Origin of the sequence: Streptomyces lichenis (genome assembly GCF_023218175.1) — a bacterium.
In the GTDB taxonomy this organism is placed as follows: domain Bacteria; phylum Actinomycetota; class Actinomycetes; order Streptomycetales; family Streptomycetaceae; genus Streptomyces; species Streptomyces lichenis.
Window position 1 is genome coordinate 51,446 of the sequence record NZ_JALPTH010000033.1, and the last position, 15,520, is coordinate 66,965.

18 protein-coding genes are annotated in these 15,520 nt (G+C 72.9%); 11 read left to right on the forward strand and 7 right to left on the reverse strand.

From position 1 onward, the window contains the following. The first annotated feature begins 144 nt into the window (after nucleotides 1-144). On the forward strand, nucleotides 145-894 hold the full coding sequence (locus M1O15_RS27030) for a helix-turn-helix domain-containing protein (RefSeq protein WP_308282409.1): 750 nt from the start codon (nucleotides 145-147) through the stop codon (nucleotides 892-894). A gap of 36 nt (nucleotides 895-930) precedes the next feature. Next, complete coding sequence (locus tag M1O15_RS27035) at nucleotides 931-1,227, forward strand: DUF397 domain-containing protein (RefSeq protein WP_248636804.1); 297 nt, start codon at nucleotides 931-933, stop codon at nucleotides 1,225-1,227. A gap of 25 nt (nucleotides 1,228-1,252) precedes the next feature. On the opposite strand, the gene M1O15_RS27040 is transcribed toward M1O15_RS27035, so the two are convergent. From M1O15_RS27040 to M1O15_RS27050, 3 genes are read right to left on the reverse strand one after another with little or no spacing between them, the layout of a single operon-like run. Beyond that, nucleotides 1,253-1,747 (reverse strand): hypothetical protein, encoded by a 495-nt coding sequence (locus tag M1O15_RS27040; protein WP_248636805.1) that lies wholly within the window; start codon nucleotides 1,745-1,747, stop codon nucleotides 1,253-1,255. Then, nucleotides 1,744-2,061: a hypothetical protein gene (locus tag M1O15_RS27045; RefSeq protein ID WP_248636806.1), complete on the reverse strand. Its 318-nt coding sequence runs from the start codon at nucleotides 2,059-2,061 to the stop codon at nucleotides 1,744-1,746. The genes M1O15_RS27040 and M1O15_RS27045 overlap by 4 nt, the downstream gene beginning before the upstream one ends. A gap of 27 nt (nucleotides 2,062-2,088) precedes the next feature. Continuing rightward, on the reverse strand, nucleotides 2,089-2,784 hold the full coding sequence (locus tag M1O15_RS27050) for a DJ-1/PfpI family protein (protein ID WP_248636807.1): 696 nt from the start codon (nucleotides 2,782-2,784) through the stop codon (nucleotides 2,089-2,091). 224 nt (nucleotides 2,785-3,008) lie between these two features. Between M1O15_RS27050 and M1O15_RS27055 the strand changes: the two genes are divergently transcribed. Beyond that, nucleotides 3,009-3,950, forward strand: a complete 942-nt coding sequence (locus M1O15_RS27055) for a GlxA family transcriptional regulator (protein WP_248636808.1) — start codon at nucleotides 3,009-3,011, stop codon at nucleotides 3,948-3,950. Between the two features lie 17 nt (nucleotides 3,951-3,967). Here the strand turns inward: M1O15_RS27055 and M1O15_RS27060 are convergent, their stop codons facing one another. After that, nucleotides 3,968-4,438: a nuclear transport factor 2 family protein gene (locus M1O15_RS27060; RefSeq protein WP_248636809.1), complete on the reverse strand. Its 471-nt coding sequence runs from the start codon at nucleotides 4,436-4,438 to the stop codon at nucleotides 3,968-3,970. 117 nt (nucleotides 4,439-4,555) lie between these two features. Here M1O15_RS27060 and M1O15_RS27065 point away from each other — a divergent pair, with 117 nt between their 5' ends. After that, entirely contained in the window at nucleotides 4,556-5,125 is a 570-nt protein-coding gene (locus tag M1O15_RS27065; RefSeq protein WP_248636810.1) for a PadR family transcriptional regulator, read from the forward strand. 242 nt (nucleotides 5,126-5,367) lie between these two features. After that, a complete protein-coding gene (locus M1O15_RS27070) occupies nucleotides 5,368-6,570 on the forward strand; it encodes a putative hexosyltransferase (RefSeq protein ID WP_248636811.1) in 1,203 nt (400 codons plus the stop codon). A 25-nt stretch (nucleotides 6,571-6,595) separates the two neighbouring features. On the opposite strand, the gene M1O15_RS27075 is transcribed toward M1O15_RS27070, so the two are convergent. After that, a complete protein-coding gene (locus M1O15_RS27075; protein ID WP_248636812.1) occupies nucleotides 6,596-7,288 on the reverse strand; it encodes a PH domain-containing protein in 693 nt (230 codons plus the stop codon). A gap of 122 nt (nucleotides 7,289-7,410) precedes the next feature. Here M1O15_RS27075 and deoC point away from each other — a divergent pair, with 122 nt between their 5' ends. Genes deoC through M1O15_RS27090 form a run of 3 tightly spaced genes read left to right on the forward strand, consistent with a single transcriptional unit; the run spans nucleotide 7,411 to nucleotide 10,764 of the window. Beyond that, the gene (gene deoC, locus M1O15_RS27080) at nucleotides 7,411-8,397 is read left to right on the forward strand and encodes a deoxyribose-phosphate aldolase (RefSeq protein ID WP_248636843.1); all 987 of its coding nucleotides are present in this window, start codon (nucleotides 7,411-7,413) and stop codon (nucleotides 8,395-8,397) included. 5 nt (nucleotides 8,398-8,402) lie between these two features. After that, the gene (locus M1O15_RS27085) at nucleotides 8,403-9,857 is read left to right on the forward strand and encodes an aldehyde dehydrogenase family protein (protein ID WP_248636813.1); all 1,455 of its coding nucleotides are present in this window, start codon (nucleotides 8,403-8,405) and stop codon (nucleotides 9,855-9,857) included. Beyond that, entirely contained in the window at nucleotides 9,850-10,764 is a 915-nt protein-coding gene (locus M1O15_RS27090) for an aldehyde dehydrogenase family protein (protein WP_248636814.1), read from the forward strand. Before M1O15_RS27085 ends, M1O15_RS27090 begins: the two co-directional genes overlap by 8 nt. 74 nt (nucleotides 10,765-10,838) lie before the next feature. Here M1O15_RS27090 and M1O15_RS27095 read toward each other — a convergent pair whose 3' ends face one another. Further along, on the reverse strand, nucleotides 10,839-11,192 hold the full coding sequence (locus tag M1O15_RS27095) for a hypothetical protein (RefSeq protein ID WP_248636815.1): 354 nt from the start codon (nucleotides 11,190-11,192) through the stop codon (nucleotides 10,839-10,841). 56 nt (nucleotides 11,193-11,248) lie between these two features. On the opposite strand from M1O15_RS27095, the gene M1O15_RS27100 reads away from it, so the two are divergent. Next, nucleotides 11,249-12,016: a uridine kinase gene (locus tag M1O15_RS27100; protein WP_282577311.1), complete on the forward strand. Its 768-nt coding sequence runs from the start codon at nucleotides 11,249-11,251 to the stop codon at nucleotides 12,014-12,016. 250 nt (nucleotides 12,017-12,266) lie between these two features. On the opposite strand, the gene M1O15_RS27105 is transcribed toward M1O15_RS27100, so the two are convergent. Next, on the reverse strand, nucleotides 12,267-12,992 hold the full coding sequence (locus M1O15_RS27105) for a SigE family RNA polymerase sigma factor (protein WP_248636817.1): 726 nt from the start codon (nucleotides 12,990-12,992) through the stop codon (nucleotides 12,267-12,269). Between the two features lie 229 nt (nucleotides 12,993-13,221). Here M1O15_RS27105 and afsQ1 point away from each other — a divergent pair, with 229 nt between their 5' ends. Both afsQ1 and M1O15_RS27115 read left to right on the forward strand, forming a co-directional pair. Beyond that, the gene (gene afsQ1, locus M1O15_RS27110) at nucleotides 13,222-13,899 is read left to right on the forward strand and encodes a two-component system response regulator AfsQ1 (RefSeq protein ID WP_248636818.1); all 678 of its coding nucleotides are present in this window, start codon (nucleotides 13,222-13,224) and stop codon (nucleotides 13,897-13,899) included. 49 nt (nucleotides 13,900-13,948) lie between these two features. Continuing rightward, nucleotides 13,949-15,493 carry an ATP-binding protein gene (locus tag M1O15_RS27115; RefSeq protein WP_248636819.1) on the forward strand — a complete coding sequence of 515 codons (1,545 nt, stop codon included), beginning with the start codon at nucleotides 13,949-13,951 and terminating at the stop codon, nucleotides 15,491-15,493. Nucleotides 15,494-15,520 lie beyond the last annotated feature (27 nt).

The window sequence follows — 15,520 nt, forward strand, 5'->3', positions numbered from 1 at the left end:
CATTCGGGCCATCACCCGGTCGGGCCGTGCGCCAGGTCGTACAAAGCTGCTGTACGAGCCATTCGCGCTTAACCCGACCCGCGTGAGGGGGAGTTCGCACCCATGTCACGACAACCACAGAACCGGCGACGCAACGCGTCGGCCATGCGGCTGGTGGGGGCCCTGGTGGGCACGTTCCGGCGAGCGGCGGGCTACACGCAACGGGGGCTCAGCGAGGAGGTCGGCATGGAGCTGGACACCCTCGCCTCCATCGAACAGGGCCGCCGGGCGCTCAAACCGGACTGGGCCCGGATCATCGATGACGTCCTGGAGACCAAGGGCGCGCTGACGACGGCGGTGGCCCATATGCCCGAGGTGGACCTGATTCCGGCCTGGGCCGAGGAGTACATGGACCTGGAGGAGGTGGCCGTCGCGATCCAGTGGTACGAGAACCAGGCCATCCCCGGGCTGCTCCAGACCCGCGCCTACGCGCTGGAGACCTTCCGGAACAAGGTTCCCGCGATGAGTGAGGAGGAGATCGAGTCGATGACGGCGACTCGGCTGGCGCGGCAGGAGATCCTGCACCGGAAGCAGCCTCCCAACATCAGCTTCGTCATCGCGGAGTGGATCCTGCGGTGCGACTTCGGCGGGCCGGAGATCCGGCGTGAGGCCATTCGGCATCTGCGTGACTGCGCCGAACTCCCAGGCGTCACCATCCAGATCCTGCCGCTGAGCCAGACCCGGCATGCGGCACTCGATGGGCCGTTCACCGTGCTGGAGACCCCGGACCACCAGTTGGTGGGGTACACGGAGACGCAGCGCGGCAGCCACCTCGTCACTGATCCGACCGAGGTCAGCATCCTGTTGCAGAAGTATGCGATGCTGCGGACGGACGCAGGCGCTGGATGTGGATGAGACCAGGAGCCTGCTGGACCGGCTTCTGGGAGAGCGATGAGCACCGCACTGACGTGGTTCAAGTCCAGCTACAGCGGCGACGAGGGCGGCCAGTGCCTCGAAGTCGCCTACGAGTGGTTCAAGTCCAGCTACAGCGGCAGCGAGGGTGGCCAGTGCCTCGAAGTCGCTTACGAATGGCAGAAGTCCAGCCACAGTGGCAGTGATGGCGGCCAGTGTGTCGAGGTGGCCGCGCATCCGGCCGCCGTGCATGTGCGGGACTCCAAGAACCCGTCGGGCCCGATGCTCACCGTCGAGCCCGCCACCTGGGCCGCGTTCACGCGCTCGGTGAGCTGAGACAACGCCCGGGCCCCGCAGTGCGCTACGCGCTGGTGGTCGAGCCCGGGCGGACGATCATCAGGATGGTGACGGCGACCCACAGCAGGTTGAACACGCCGGTCAGCATGGCGAGTCGGCCGGGGCCGCCGGTGGGGCCGGTGCCTTCCAGGGCGGCTTCCTGGGCCGGGAGGATCAGCACCCAGAGGATTGCCGCCGCGATGAAGGTGAGCGTGATCGAGGCGATCAGCCAGGGGCTGCCCAGGACTCCGAGGGCGCTCGCGGTGGCGAAGCCGAAGACGGGGACGGCCACGCCGACGCCGGTGTAGACGCGGCAGATGCGGTGGAGGAGGCGGAGGGTGGCGATGCGGTCGCCGGTCGCCGCCACGGGAGACTCGGCACCGGCCGGCGCGGGAGCCCCGGCCGCGTAGGCGGGGGACGTGCGGCGCAGCATCGCGGGGAACATGCTGGCGGCGACGGCGACCGGGCCGATCGCCAGGATGGCGGCCACCACGTGCAGGGAGAGCAGCAGCTTGGTCATGCGGCTACTCCGATGCGGCGGGCGCCGGTCACCCGAGAGGCGGGCAGCCGCCCGGCCTTGGATGTGCCGGTCAGGGTGTCGCCGTCGACGGTGAGGTCGAAGACCAGGTTGAGGCGGAGGGGCCTGGTGACGGCCTGGTGCCAGGTGAGCCGGTCGCCGGTGCGGGCGAGGTCCCGCAGCGGGACGTCCTCGCCCGCGCCGGAGGCGGTGCCGGTGAGGGCGCCGTCCGCCTCCTGGAGGTGGACCACGGCGTGGATGGTGCCGAGGGGGGTGGCGATGGCCAGGTCCCACGTGCCGGTGACGGCGACGGTCATGGGGATGGTCCTTTGCTCGGAGGGGCGTCAGAGCGGCAGGGGGACGGGGCCGGTGGGGCGCCAGACGGTGCCTCGGCGCTCGTAGGCGAACAGTTCCTCCACCGCGTGGGCGATACGCGGCCCGAGCCGCCGTTCCAGCAGGTATAGGGCCAGGTCGAGACCGGAGGTCACCCCGGCGCCGGTGACCAGGTCGCCGTCGTCCACCACCCGGGCCGCCACGGCATGGGTGCCGGTGGCGTCCAGCAGGTCCATGCCCTGGTGGTGGGTGGTGGCGTGCCGTCCCTCGGTGAGGCCGGCCAGGGCCAGGACGGCCGAGCCGCCGCAGACGGTGGCCACCAACACCTCCGGGTTGGCCATCGCCGCCTTGAGCAGATCCGGCAGCGGGGTGGTGAGGGCGCGGCCGAGGAGTACGGGGATGGGTTCGCCGCTGGGTCGGGGGTCCGTACCGGCGGCGTCCGATTCGGCGATACGGCCCGAGGCGCCGGGGACCAGGACGATCCCGGGGCGGTCGGGGTCGAGCACGGCCGTGGCGCGCAGGGGCAGCCCACCCGAACCGCTGACCACCTCGCGCGGGCCCTCGGCGGAGACGAGCTCCACGGTCAGCGCCCCGCCGGAGGCGATGGCGCCCGCGTGCAGCACCTCGAAGGGGGCGACGGCGTCGAGTGGGTCGAAGCCGTCGAACAGCACGATTTGAGCGGTGTCGGCGGGGGAGGTGGGCGGCATGGGCAGGCTCCCGGGGTGGATGCGGTCGTGGGTGGGCCGATGCCGATCTGCCGGTGGCCCGCCCACGACCCTAGGCAGTGCGGGGACGCTCCCCCAGTGGCACTATCGACACTCTTCAACGGGATACGGCCATCGGCGCAGATGCTTGCGACACGGCTGGTGAGGGCGGGTGTGCGGCCGGAGAGGCGGTTGGCAGGGAGGGGGCGGCGGGGTACGTTCCCGCCATGCACACCGTCGCCGTACTCGCCCTCGACCAGGTGCTCCCTTTCGACCTCGCCACCCCCATCGACACCTTCTCGCGGACCCGGTTGCCGGACGGGCGGCCCGCGTACCGCATCCGGGTGTGCGCCGAGCGGCCCGAGGTGGACGCGGGGACCTTCGCGCTGCGGGCGCCGTACGGGCTGGAGGGGCTACGGGGTGCGGACACCGTGATCGTGCCGGGTACGGCCGTCGCGGACCAGCCGCCCTCGCCCGCCGTGCTGGAGGCGTTGCGGGCGGCGGCGGCCGAGGGGACGCGGATCGCGTCGATCTGCGTGGGCACCTTCGTACTGGCCCAGGCCGGGCTGCTGAACGGGCTGCGGGCGACCACGCACTGGATCGCGGCCCCGCATCTGGCCGCCGCCCACCCGGAGATCGAGGTGGACGCGAATGTGCTCTACGTCGACAACGGGCAGGTGCTGACCTCGGCGGGGGCGGCGGCCGGGCTGGATCTGTGCCTGCACATGATCCGGCGGGACTACGGCTCGGCGGTGGCCGCCGACGCGGCCCGGCTCGCGGTGATGCCGCTGGAACGGGAGGGCGGGCAGGCCCAGTTCATCGTGCACGACCACACCCCGGCCGCCCCGCGCGGCTCGGCGCTGGAGCCGGTGCTGGACTGGCTGCGCGCCAACCTGGCCAGCGATCTGACGCTGGCGGAGATCGCCGCGTACGCCGGGATGAGCACCCGCACGCTGATGCGCCGCTTCCGGGAGCAGACCGGCACCACCCCGCTCCAGTGGCTGCACCGGGCCCGGGTGCGGCAGGCGCAGCACCTGCTGGAGACCACCGACCACTCGGTGGAGCGGATCGGCGGCCAGGTCGGCTTCGGCTCGGCGACGGCTTTCCGTGACCGGTTCAAGCGGACCACGGGGGTGAGCCCGCAGGCGTACCGCCGCACCTTCGGCTGAGGGGAGGGAACGGGACGTCAGGGGGTGGGGGGCGGGAGCAGGCCGTCGGCCACCAGGCCTGCCAGGACCGCCTCGCCGAGGGCATGCACGGCGGACTGCGGCCGGACCATGACGGTGAACTCCTTGATCCGGGCGTCTCCACTTTCCCCGTCGAAGTGCAGCAGGTCGATGCCGTGGATCTGCTTGCCGCCCACGGTGGTGCGGAAGAGCAGTACGGCGGAGGGGGTCTCGGTCCCGTCGGTGCTGGTCTGCGCGGTGCCGGTGTGGTCGCCGATGTAGCGGAAGTCCTCGAAGAGGCGCAGCAGGACGCCGAACAGGCCCAGCACCATCGGCTTGCCCTCGAAGGGGCTGAACTTGACGGGGCTGTAGAGGCGGATGTCGTCGGTGAACAGGTCGTCCAGCGCGGCGAGGTCGCGGGTCTCGACCGCGTGGCGGAAGCGGTCTGCGGTGCCAGGGCGGTGGTGGTGTGCGGTGCTCGGGACGCTCATGGTGGCACTCCTGTCTGCTACTCATGGAGATGACTAGTCAGATTCATGAGTAGCGTGGTGGAGTGGGTGGGGGCAAGACCCTGGCGGGAAACGGCGGAGAGTGAGAGGAGGGGGCCGATGGCGTTGCGACATGCGGTGCTGGCCGCGCTGCTCGGTGGCGAGCTCAGCGGCTACCAGCTGGCCAAGTCCTTCGACCTGGGTGTGGCCAACTTCTGGCACGCCCAGCCGCAGCAGCTCTACGCGGAGCTCACCCGGCTGGAGCGGGACGGCCTGGTCAGCGGGCGGGAGGTCGTCCAGGAGGGCCGACCCAACAAGCGGGTCTTCCTTGTCACCGCCGAGGGGCTGGCGGAAGTGGAGCGGTTCACGGCCGCGTCCGCGAAGCCCTCCTTCGTGCGGGACGATCTGCTGGTGAAGGTGCAGGGAGCCGACCATGTGGACACCGGCCCCCTGATCGCCCAGCTCACCGAACGCGCCGACTTCGCCCAGGGCAAGATCGAGCTGTTCGAGGAGTTGCTGGAGCGGATGCGCGGCTCGCGCACCGAGGAGGAGTTCCTGCGGGACGGCGAGCCCGTCGGGCCCTATCTGACCTGTCTGCGCGGTCTGGCCTTCGAGCGGGGCAACCGCGACTGGTGCCGGACGGCCGTCACGGTGTTGAGGGAGAGGGCGGGCGCTCGCGGGGGGAGGTGAGCACCTGCGACCCCGGGACCCCCGGCAGTGCACCGTCGGCGGCCGGGCGTGAGCCGTCCGGCGGCCCCTCCCCCGTGCGGGTGAATCTGGTACGGCATGGGGCGCAGGGTGCCGGGTGAGGTCGGGGCTCGTGCGCAGGGTGAGCCGGTGACCCGGCCGGGCCCCGCGCCGGGCACCGAGTGCCGGGCCCGCCAGCCGGGTCCCGGCCCTCGGGCCGAGTCAACAGCCCCTGGAGCCCCACCGTGCCGCCGGTGATCACCGCCCGAACCCCGACCGTGCCCGCGTCCCGGCGGCCGCCCGGGCCCGGCGGGGAGCGGCGGCGGGGGCGGGCCGTGGGGGTGGCGCTCGGGTATGCCGCCCCGGCGCTCCTCGGCTATCTGGCGGTCCGGCTCTTCGGGCTGCTGGTGCTGGCCCGGTGGGCGCGGCTGAAGGGGCACGGGGTGTGGCCCGCGCTCGCCACCTCCTGGGACTCCCGCTGGTACCTGGACATCGCCGCCCATGGGTACACGGACCGGCTGGGGGTGGCGATGGATGCCAACAACCTGGCGTTCTTTCCGCTGTATCCGGCGCTGATCAGAGGGTTCGGGGCTGCCACGCCGGGGTCGGCGGCTTCGGTGGGGCTGGTGCTGGCGGGGTGCTGCTCGCTGGTCGCGGCCTGGGGGGTGTTCGCGGTCGGCGACCGGCTGCACGGGCGGCGTACGGGCACGGTGCTGGCGGTGCTGTGGGGCGCCCTGCCGGTGGGGGCCGTGCAGTGGATGGGGTACACCGAGTCGCTGTTCACGGCGCTGACGGCCTGGTCGCTGTACGCGGTGCTGGGCGGGAGGTGGGGCTGGGCGGCGGGCCTCGCGGTGGCCGCCGGGCTGACCCGGCCCACCGGGATCGCGCTCGCGGCGGCGGTGACGGCGGCCGGGCTGACGGCGGCGGTACGGGACAGGGGCGGGGAGCGGAGAGAGGCGCTACTCGGGGCGCTGGCGGCGCCGCTGGGGTGGCTCGGGTATGTGGGGTGGGTCGGGGCGCGGCTGGGCCGCTGGGACGGCTACTTCGCGGTGCAGCGGCTCTGGCGCAACGAGTGGGACGGCGGCGCGGACACCCTGCGTGAGCTGCGGGAGCTGCTGGCCTACGACCGGACCCCGCAGCTGTTCCTGGTGGCGGTGTCGGCGGTGCTGGTGCTGTCCACGGGGCTGTACGCGCTCTGTGTGGCCGACCGGCAGCCGCCCGTCCTGCGGGTGTTCTGCGGGGTGCTGCTGCTGGTGGTGCTGGGCAGCGGCGGGGTGTACTTCCCGCGCGCCCGCTTCCTGCTGCCAGGCTTCCCGCTGCTGCTCCCGGTGGCCACCGCCCTGGCCCGGGCCCGGCCGGCGGTCACCGTGCTGGTGCTGACCGGTGCCGCCGCCTGCTCGGCCTGGCTGGGCGGTTACATGCTGCTGGTGTGGGCGGGACCGCCGTAAGCCGGTGGACCGGCGTACGGGCGGGTCAGCCGGTGGCGAGGAGGACCGCGAGGGCGACCGCGCCGACGACGGCCGGGGCGATCACCTCGTATGCCCAGCGGACCACCGGCTCGCCCTTGGCGGTGGGGCGGATGGCGCCCTCCTCGGCCAGCCGGTTCAGGTCCTTCACGACCTGGTCGCCGGGGGCGTGGTGGGAGTCGGGGCCGGCGGAGGTGTGGTGGGCGGGGGTGGGGCGGGCGGAGCGGCGCAGGTCGGGGTCGGTGGCGGCCCCGGACTGGCGGCGCTCGGCGGCCTCGGCGCGGATCCGGCGGCGGTTGGCCTGCTTGCGCTTGCGCAGCGACACCGGGACGGCCCACAGCTGGTACACCGTGCCGCCGGTGCTCACCGCCTCGGTGGAGTACCCGGCGCGGATCTCGGCCACCGAGGTCCAGGGCAGCACGATGGTGCGGAACGGGTTGCGTACGCGGAGCCGGTCGGCGCCCGCGAAGACGGCGGGCCGCAGGGTGAAGGCGATGACCAGGGGCACCACCAGCAGCAGCCCGGCCACCGCCACCCAGCGCACCCGCGCGCCGTCGCCGCGCAGCAGGGCGTCCCCGCCCAGCCAGAGCGCCAGCACCAGCAGCAGCACTCCGCCCGCGATGCCCATCGGCGAACGGTAGGCCCGGTCGGCGTACGTCGGCTCGCTGGGCTGCTCGGGGCTCGGGGTGGGGCTCGTCATGGGCCCGATTGTGCCTCACGCTCCCCGTACGCCCCCGGCGACCCGGGCAGGCGTCGGGCCGCCGGGCACGCACCCGGGGCTGTACAGGCTGCTACGCGCGTAGATATGCTGGTCTGGTGACCATGCCCTCCCCTCAGCTCTCGCCCCCGCCCGGGCAGGGTGGTGCCGCCACCCTCGCCGCGTTCGCCGACGTGACCGCGTCCGACAGCACCCTGCGCCGCTTCCTGCACGGGCTGCCGGGTGTGGACGCCGTCGGTCTGGAGGCGCGCGCCGCCTCGCTCGGAACCCGTTCGATCAAGACCACCGCCAAGGCGTACGCCATCGACCTGGCGATCTCGATGATCGACCTGACCACGCTGGAAGGAGCGGACACCCCGGGCAAGGTCCGGGCGCTCGCCGGCAAGGCGGTCAACCCCGACCCGACCGACCGCACCACCCCCCGTACCGCCGCGGTCTGCGTCTATCCGGACATGGTGGAGGCCGCCAAGGCCGCGCTCGGCGGGTCGGGCGTGAAGGTGGCCTCGGTGGCCACCGCCTTCCCGGCCGGGCGCGCGGCGCTCGACGTGAAGCTGGCCGACACCCGGGACGCGGTGGCCGCCGGGGCGGACGAGATCGACATGGTGATCGACCGCGGGGCGTTCCTCGCGGGTCACTACCTGAAGGTCTACGAGGAGATCCGCGCCGTGAAGGAGGCGTCCGGCGCCGCCCGGCTGAAGGTGATCTTCGAGACCGGCGAGCTCTCCACGTACGACAACATCCGCCGCGCCTCCTGGCTCGGCATGATCGCCGGTGCGGACTTCATCAAGACCTCGACCGGCAAGGTCGCGGTCAACGCCACCCCGGCCAACACCCTGCTCATGCTGGAGGCGGTGCGCGACTTCCGCGCCCAGACCGGGGTGCAGGTGGGCGTGAAGCCGGCCGGCGGCATCCGCTCCACCAAGGACGCGGTGAAGTTCCTCGTCCTGGTCAACGAGACGGCCGGGCAGGACTGGCTGGACAACCACTGGTTCCGCTTCGGCGCCTCCAGCCTCCTCAACGATCTGCTGATGCAGCGGCAGAAGCTGGCCACCGGACGTTACTCCGGTCCCGACTATGTGACGGTGGACTGATCACCATGGCATCCGCATTCGACACCGCATCCGCATTCGCGTACGCGCCCGCGCCCGAGTCCCGCTCGGTCGTCGACATCGCGCCCTCCTACGGCCTGTTCATCGACGGCGAGTTCACCGAGGCGGCCGGCGGCAAGGTCTTCAAGACCGTCTCCCCGTCGACGGAGGAGGTGCTGTCCGAGGTCGCCCAGGCGGGGGCCGAGGACGTGGACCGCGCGGTGGCCGCCGCCCGCCGGGCGTTCGGGAAGTGGTCCGCGCTGCCGGGCGCCGAGCGCGCCAAGTACCTGTTCCGGATCGCCCGGATCATCCAGGAGCGCTCCCGCGAGCTGGCCGTCCTGGAGACCCTGGACAACGGCAAGCCGATCAAGGAGACCCGCGACGCGGACCTCCCGCTGGTCGCCGCGCACTTCTTCTACTACGCGGGCTGGGCCGACAAGCTGGACCACGCCGGGTACGGCCGCGACCCGCGCCCGCTGGGCGTGGCCGGCCAGGTCATCCCGTGGAACTTCCCGCTGCTGATGCTGGCCTGGAAGATCGCCCCGGCGCTCGCGGCCGGCAACACGGTGGTGCTCAAGCCCGCCGAGACCACGCCGCTCTCCGCCCTGTTCTTCGCCGACATCTGCCGCCAGGCCGGGCTGCCCCGGGGCGTCGTCAACATCCTGCCGGGCTACGGGGACGCCGGTGCCGCGCTGGTCGCGCACGAGGGCGTGGACAAGGTCGCCTTCACCGGCTCGACCGCCGTCGGCAAGGCGATCGCCCGCCAGGTGGCCGGCACCCGCAAGAAGGTCACCCTGGAGCTGGGCGGCAAGGGCGCCAACATCGTCTTCGACGACGCCCCCATCGACCAGGCCGTCGAGGGCATCGTCACCGGCATCTTCTTCAACCAGGGCCAGGTCTGCTGCGCCGGCTCCCGGCTGCTGGTCCAGGAGTCGATCCAGGACGAGCTGCTGGACGCGCTCAAGCGCCGGCTGTCCACCATGCGGCTCGGCGACCCGCTGGACAAGAACACCGACATCGGCGCGATCAACTCCGCCGAGCAGCTGGCCCGGATCACCGCGCTGGCCGACACCGGTGAGGCGGAGGGCGCCGAGCGCTGGTCGCCGGAGTGCGAACTGCCCAGCGCCGGCTACTGGTTCGCGCCGACGCTGTTCACCGGGGTCACCCAGGCGCACACCATCGCCCGGGACGAGATCTTCGGCCCGGTGCTGTCGGTGCTGAGCTTCCGCACGCCGGACGAGGCCGTCGCCAAGGCCAACAACAGCCAGTACGGCCTGTCGGCCGGCATCTGGACCGAGAAGGGCTCCCGCATCCTCGCCGTGGCGAACAAGCTGCGCGCGGGCGTCGTCTGGGCCAACACGTTCAACAAGTTCGACCCGACCTCGCCGTTCGGCGGTTACAAGGAGTCGGGCTTCGGCCGCGAGGGCGGCCGCCACGGCCTGGAGGCGTACCTCGATGTCTGAGTCTTCCCGTCTGAGCGTCCTGAAGACCTACAAGCTGTACGTCGGGGGCAAGTTCCCACGGAGCGAGAGCGGCCGGGTGTACGAGGTGGCAGACGCAAAGGACACATGGCTGGCGAACGTCCCGCTGTCGTCCCGCAAGGACGCGCGTGACGCGGTCGTGGCGGCCCGCAAGGCGTTCGGCGGCTGGTCGGGCGCGACCGCGTACAACCGCGGCCAGGTGCTCTACCGCGTCGCCGAGATGCTGGAGGGCCGCAAGGGCCAGTTCGCCCGCGAGGTGGCGCAGGCCGAGGGGCTGTCCACGTCCGAGGCCGCGCTGGTGGTCGAGGCGGCCGTGGACCGCTGGGTCTGGTACGCCGGCTGGACCGACAAGATCGCCCAGGTGGTGGGCGGGGCCAACCCGGTCGCCGGGCCGTACTTCAACCTCTCCACCCCCGAGCCGACCGGTGTGGTCGCGGTGCTCGCCCCCCAGGAGTCGTCCTTCCTGGGCCTGGTGTCGGTGATCGCCCCGGTCATCGCCACCGGCAACACCGCGGTGGTCGTGGCCTCCGAGCGGGCCCCGCTGCCCGCGCTCTCCCTCGGCGAGGTGCTGGCCACCTCCGACCTGCCCGGCGGCGTGGTCAACGTGCTGTCGGGCAAGGCCGCGGAGCTCGGCGTCCCGCTCGCCGCGCACCAGGACGTCAACGCCATCGACCTGACCGGCGCGGACCCGGAGCTGGCCCGCGAGCTGGAGATCGCCGCGGCGGACAACCTCAAGCGGGTGCTGCGCCCCCAGGACGTCAGGGACACCGAGGAGGCCGGTCCGGACTTCGCGGCCGACCCGGGGCTGACCCGGCTGACCGCCTTCCTGGAGACCAAGACGGTCTGGCACCCGACCGGCTCCCTGGGCGCGTCCGGCTCCGCGTACTGACCCGCGGCCGGACGCCGACGGCCCCGTGCTCCCCTCCGTCCGGGGGAGCCGGGGCCGTTCGCCGCGAAAGGTGTTCAGCCGGGGATCAGGCCGCCCAGCAGCGGGCCGGCCACCGGGAGGTTGGGCGCGCTGGTCAGCGAACCGGTCACCGCGGTGGTGTCCAGCGGCCGGAAGTCGCTGACCTGGGTGCCGACCCCGTTGTCCAGCGGGTCGACCCCGGTCTGCGCCAGCGGGTTCAGCTTCAGGTTCTTCGGCACCGCCGTGACATACGGCACCGCCCCGGTGACGGCCGCCAGCGCGGCCGCCGGGTCGGTCACCGGGGCGGCCGCCGCCTCGGCGGCCTGCGCGGTGCCGCCGCCCGCGCCGACGACGGCGCCGATCGCCGTGACGGCCAGTGAGGCCTTCAGCAGCAGCTTGTGACGTGCCATGGGGAACTCCCGCACTCGGGGGTGGTCGGTCGGGCACGCAGCGTAGGCGAGATGTGATGCTCGATACCAACGGGGTGGGGGCGGGGTCCCCCGACCGGGGGAATGCCTCAGACTGGTGTCCCGTGAGTTCGCTACCGATCCCGACCCGTGTCGTGCTGCTGACCGGTCCCTCCGGCTCCGGCAAGTCCTCGCTCGCGGCCCGCACCGGTCTGCCCGTGCTGCGCCTCGACGACTTCTACAAGGAGGCCGGCGACCCGACGCTGCCGCTCGTGCCCGGCACCACCGACACCGACTGGGACTCGCCCCTCTCCTGGGACGCGGACGCGGCGGTGGCCGCCATCGCCGAGCTGTGCGCCACCGGCCGGACGGCCGTACCGGTGTACGACATCGCCACCAGCTCTCTGGTGGGCCGGGAGGCGCTGGACATCGAGCGCACCCCGCTGTTCGTCGCCGAGGGGATCTTCGCGGCCGACATCGTCAGCCGCTGCCAGGAGCTGGGGCTGCTCGCCGACGCGCTCTGCCTGCGCGGCCGCCCCTCCACCACCTTCCGCCGCCGGCTGCTGCGCGATCTGCGCGAGGGCCGCAAGTCGGTGCCGGTGCTGCTGCGCCGGGGCTGGCGGCTGATGCGCACCGAGCGGGCCATCGTGGCCCGGCAGACGGCGCTGGGCGCGCACCCCTGCGCCAAGGGCGAGGCGCTGGGCCGGCTCGCCGCCGCCGCGGCCGGCCGCCACCGCGCCCCCACGGCTCCCGCGACGAAGACCCCCGCGGCCACCGTCTCCGTACCGGGACCCCGGGCCGCCGAGCAGACCCGCGAACCGGCCTGATTCCTCACGGACGCAAGGACATGCGTACGGGGCGGGACCCGGGCCCCCCGGCCCTCGGTCCCGCCCCGCAGCGTTTTCCCTTGCCCCCGTCGTCCCCCACGGGTACCCCCACGGTCCCCATGGGATCTTCCGGAGGGTGGCGGAGCCCCGTGTCCCCCGTGGCCCCGCTCCCCGCTCCGTGCCGTACGGGTCCCCCCGGACCCCGGCACCGGCCGCCGCTCCCCCCGGATCGGCGACCGCCCCCGTCCCTTCAGGCCACCAGCTCGCCGAAGGACTCCTGTTCGCTCCGGCCGAAGCTCAGCGCCTCGTCCTCGCGCAGCCGCCGCAGCGACCGCCAGATGCTCGACTTCACGGTGCCGACGCTGATGTCCAGGATGTCGGCGATCTCCGGGTCCGTGCGGCCCTCGTAGTAGCGCAGCACCAGCATGGTGCGCTGGAGCTCGGGCAGCCGGGCGAGCGCCTGCCAGAGCACCGCGCGCAGTTCGGTGCCGCGCATCGCGTCGGTGTCGCCGACCGTCTCCGGCAGCTCCTCCGTCGGGTACTCGTTGAGCTTGCGGCGGCGCCAGGCGCTGATGTGCAGATTGGTCATGGTGCGGCGCAGATAGCCGCCGACCGCCGCCTTGTCGCTGATCCGCTCCCAGGCGCGGTACGTGGAGAACAGCGCGCTCTGCAGCAGGTCCTCGGCCTCGAAGCGGTCCCCGGTGAGGTGGTAGGCGGTGGCGTACAGGGAGGCGCGGCGTTCCTGGACGTAGGCGGTGAACTCCGCCTCGCTCAGGCTCGTCCGCTCCCCCGCGGCCTCCCCGTACACCGCTCCCCCGTCAGCGACGGCGACCATGTACGGCGCCTTGTGTTGACGTCCGGCGCCTCGAACGCACCCCCGTCCGTTCGTTGCGGCGCCGGACTTCTCGGTGCTCCTGGTGACGTCGTGGAGACGCGTGACCACTGCGCTGGAGTTGGTGCCGTGCAGTGTGTTCATCGTGCGCCCCCCGTCGGTCTGGAGTGTGTCGGTCCGTGTGCCAATGAGCTTGCCGGGGCCACTTCTCAGGGGTGTCCCCCGACTGTCACAGGCCTGTCACAGCGGCGGGTGGTACCGGTGTGGTGCACGGGATCGGGGGCGCGGGGCGGTCCGCGGTTCCCGGCCGGCACGGGGGTCCGGCGGTGCGCGCGGGTTCTTGCGGCCCGCGGCCATGGGACAGAATGGCCCGGTGCCTTTCCTGTTGCTGATCGAGGACGACGATTCCATCCGCACGGCCCTCGAACTCTCGCTCTCCCGCCAGGGCCACAAGGTGGCCACCGCGGCGACGGGCGAGGACGGGCTGCAACTGCTGCGCGAGCAGCGGCCCGACCTGGTCGTGCTGGACGTGATGCTGCCCGGCATCGACGGCTTCGAGGTGTGCCGCCGCATCCGGCGCACCGACCAGTTGCCGATCATCCTGCTGACCGCCCGCAGCGACGACATCGACGTGGTCGTGGGGCTGGAGTCCGGAGCGGACGACTATGTGGTCAAGCCGGTGCAGGGCCGGGTGCTGGACGCGCGGATCCGGGCCGTGCTGCGGCGCGGGGAGCGGGAGTCCACGGACTCGGCGGTCTTCGGCTCGCTGGTGATCGACCGCTCGGCGATGACCGTGACCAAGAACGGCGAGGACCTCCAGCTGACCCCGACCGAGCTGCGGTTGCTGCTGGAGCTGAGCCGGCGGCCGGGGCAGGCGCTGTCCCGGCAGCAGTTGCTGCGGCTGGTGTGGGAGCACGACTACCTGGGCGACTCGCGGCTGGTGGACGCCTGTGTGCAGCGGCTGCGGGCGAAGGTGGAGGACGTGCCGTCCTCGCCGACGCTGATCCGCACGGTCCGCGGGGTGGGCTACCGGCTGGACGTGCCCGCGTGACGGTTGGCGGGGCCTGCGGTACGAGGGCGGGGACGGCGGGGATGGCGGTATGAGGGCGGGGGGCGGGGGGCTGCGCTGGACCAGTCTGCGGATGCGGCTGGTGGTGGTGTTCGCGCTGGTCGCGCTGACCGCCGCGGTGTCGGCCTCCGGCATCGCGTACTGGCTGAACCGGGAGGCGGTGCTGACCCGCACCCAGGACTCGGCGCTCAACGACTTCCGGCAGGAGATGCAGGACCGGGCGGCGGCGCTGCCGCTGCGGCCCACCGAGGTGGAACTCCAGCGGGCCGCCGAGCAGATGTCGTCCAGCAGCGCGGTGGGCTACGGGGTGGTGCTGCTGGGCGAGCGGGACGGCGGCAAGCCGATCGTGGGCGCCTCCGACCCGGACCGCTTCACCATGGACGACGTCCCGGCGGAGCTGCGCGAGGCGGTGGAGCGGCGGCAGGGCACCGGCGACGGCAACCCCTACCCGTACCACCTGTTCTGGCAGCGCACCGAGCGCGGCGGGACGCCCTATCTGGTGGGCGGGGCGCGGGTGGACGGCGGTGGGCCGACCGGCTACATGTCGGCCTCGCTGGAGGCCGAGCGGCAGGACCTCAACTCGCTGGGCTGGTCGCTGGGGATCGCCACCCTGCTGGCGCTGATCGGTTCGGCGCTGCTGGCGCAGGCGGCGGCGACCACGGTGCTCAAGCCGGTGCACCGGCTCGGCGAGGCGGCCCGGCGGCTGGGCGAGGGCGAGCTGGACACCCGGCTGCGGGTGTCGGGCACCGACGAACTGGCCGAGCTGTCGCGGACGTTCAACGCGGCGGCGGAGAGCCTGCAGAAGAGGGTCGCCGACATGAGCTCCCGGGAGGAGTCCAGCCGCCGGTTCGTCGCCGACATGTCGCATGAGCTGCGCACCCCGATGACGGCGCTGACCGCGGTGACCGAGGTGCTGGAGGAGGAGCAGGACGGTCTCGATCCGATGATCGCCCCGGCGGTGGCGCTGGTGGTGAGCGAGACCCGGCGGCTGAACACGCTGGTGGAGAACCTGATGGAGGTCACCCGCTTCGACGCGGGCACCGCCCGGCTGGTGCTGGACGAGGTGGATGTCGCCGACCAGGTGACGGCCTGTGTCGACGCCCGGGCCTGGCTGGACGCGGTGGAGCTGGACGCCGAGCGCGGGATCACCGCGCGGCTGGACCCTCGGCGGCTTGATGTGATCCTGGCCAATCTGATCGGCAACGCGCTGAAGCACGGCGGTTCGCCGGTGCGGGTGTCGGTGCGCACGGCCGGTGAGGCGCGTACGGCGGGCGAGGAGCTGCGGATCGAGGTGCGGGACCACGGTCCGGGCATCCCGGAGGAGGTGCTGCCGCATGTCTTCGACCGGTTCTACAAGGCGAGCGCGTCCCGGCCGCGCAGCGAGGGCTCCGGGCTCGGGCTGTCGATCGCGATGGAGAACGCGCTGATCCACGGCGGTTCCATCTCCGCCCGCAACTCCCCGGACGGCGACGGCGCGGTCTTCGAGCTGCGGCTACCCGTGGACGCCTCCCGGACCGGTGGGGACGGGGACGAGCAGGGAGTGGACGCCGGTGAGGACGGTGGCGGCCGTGGGTGAGCGGGCGGTACGGGGCGGGTGGCGGAC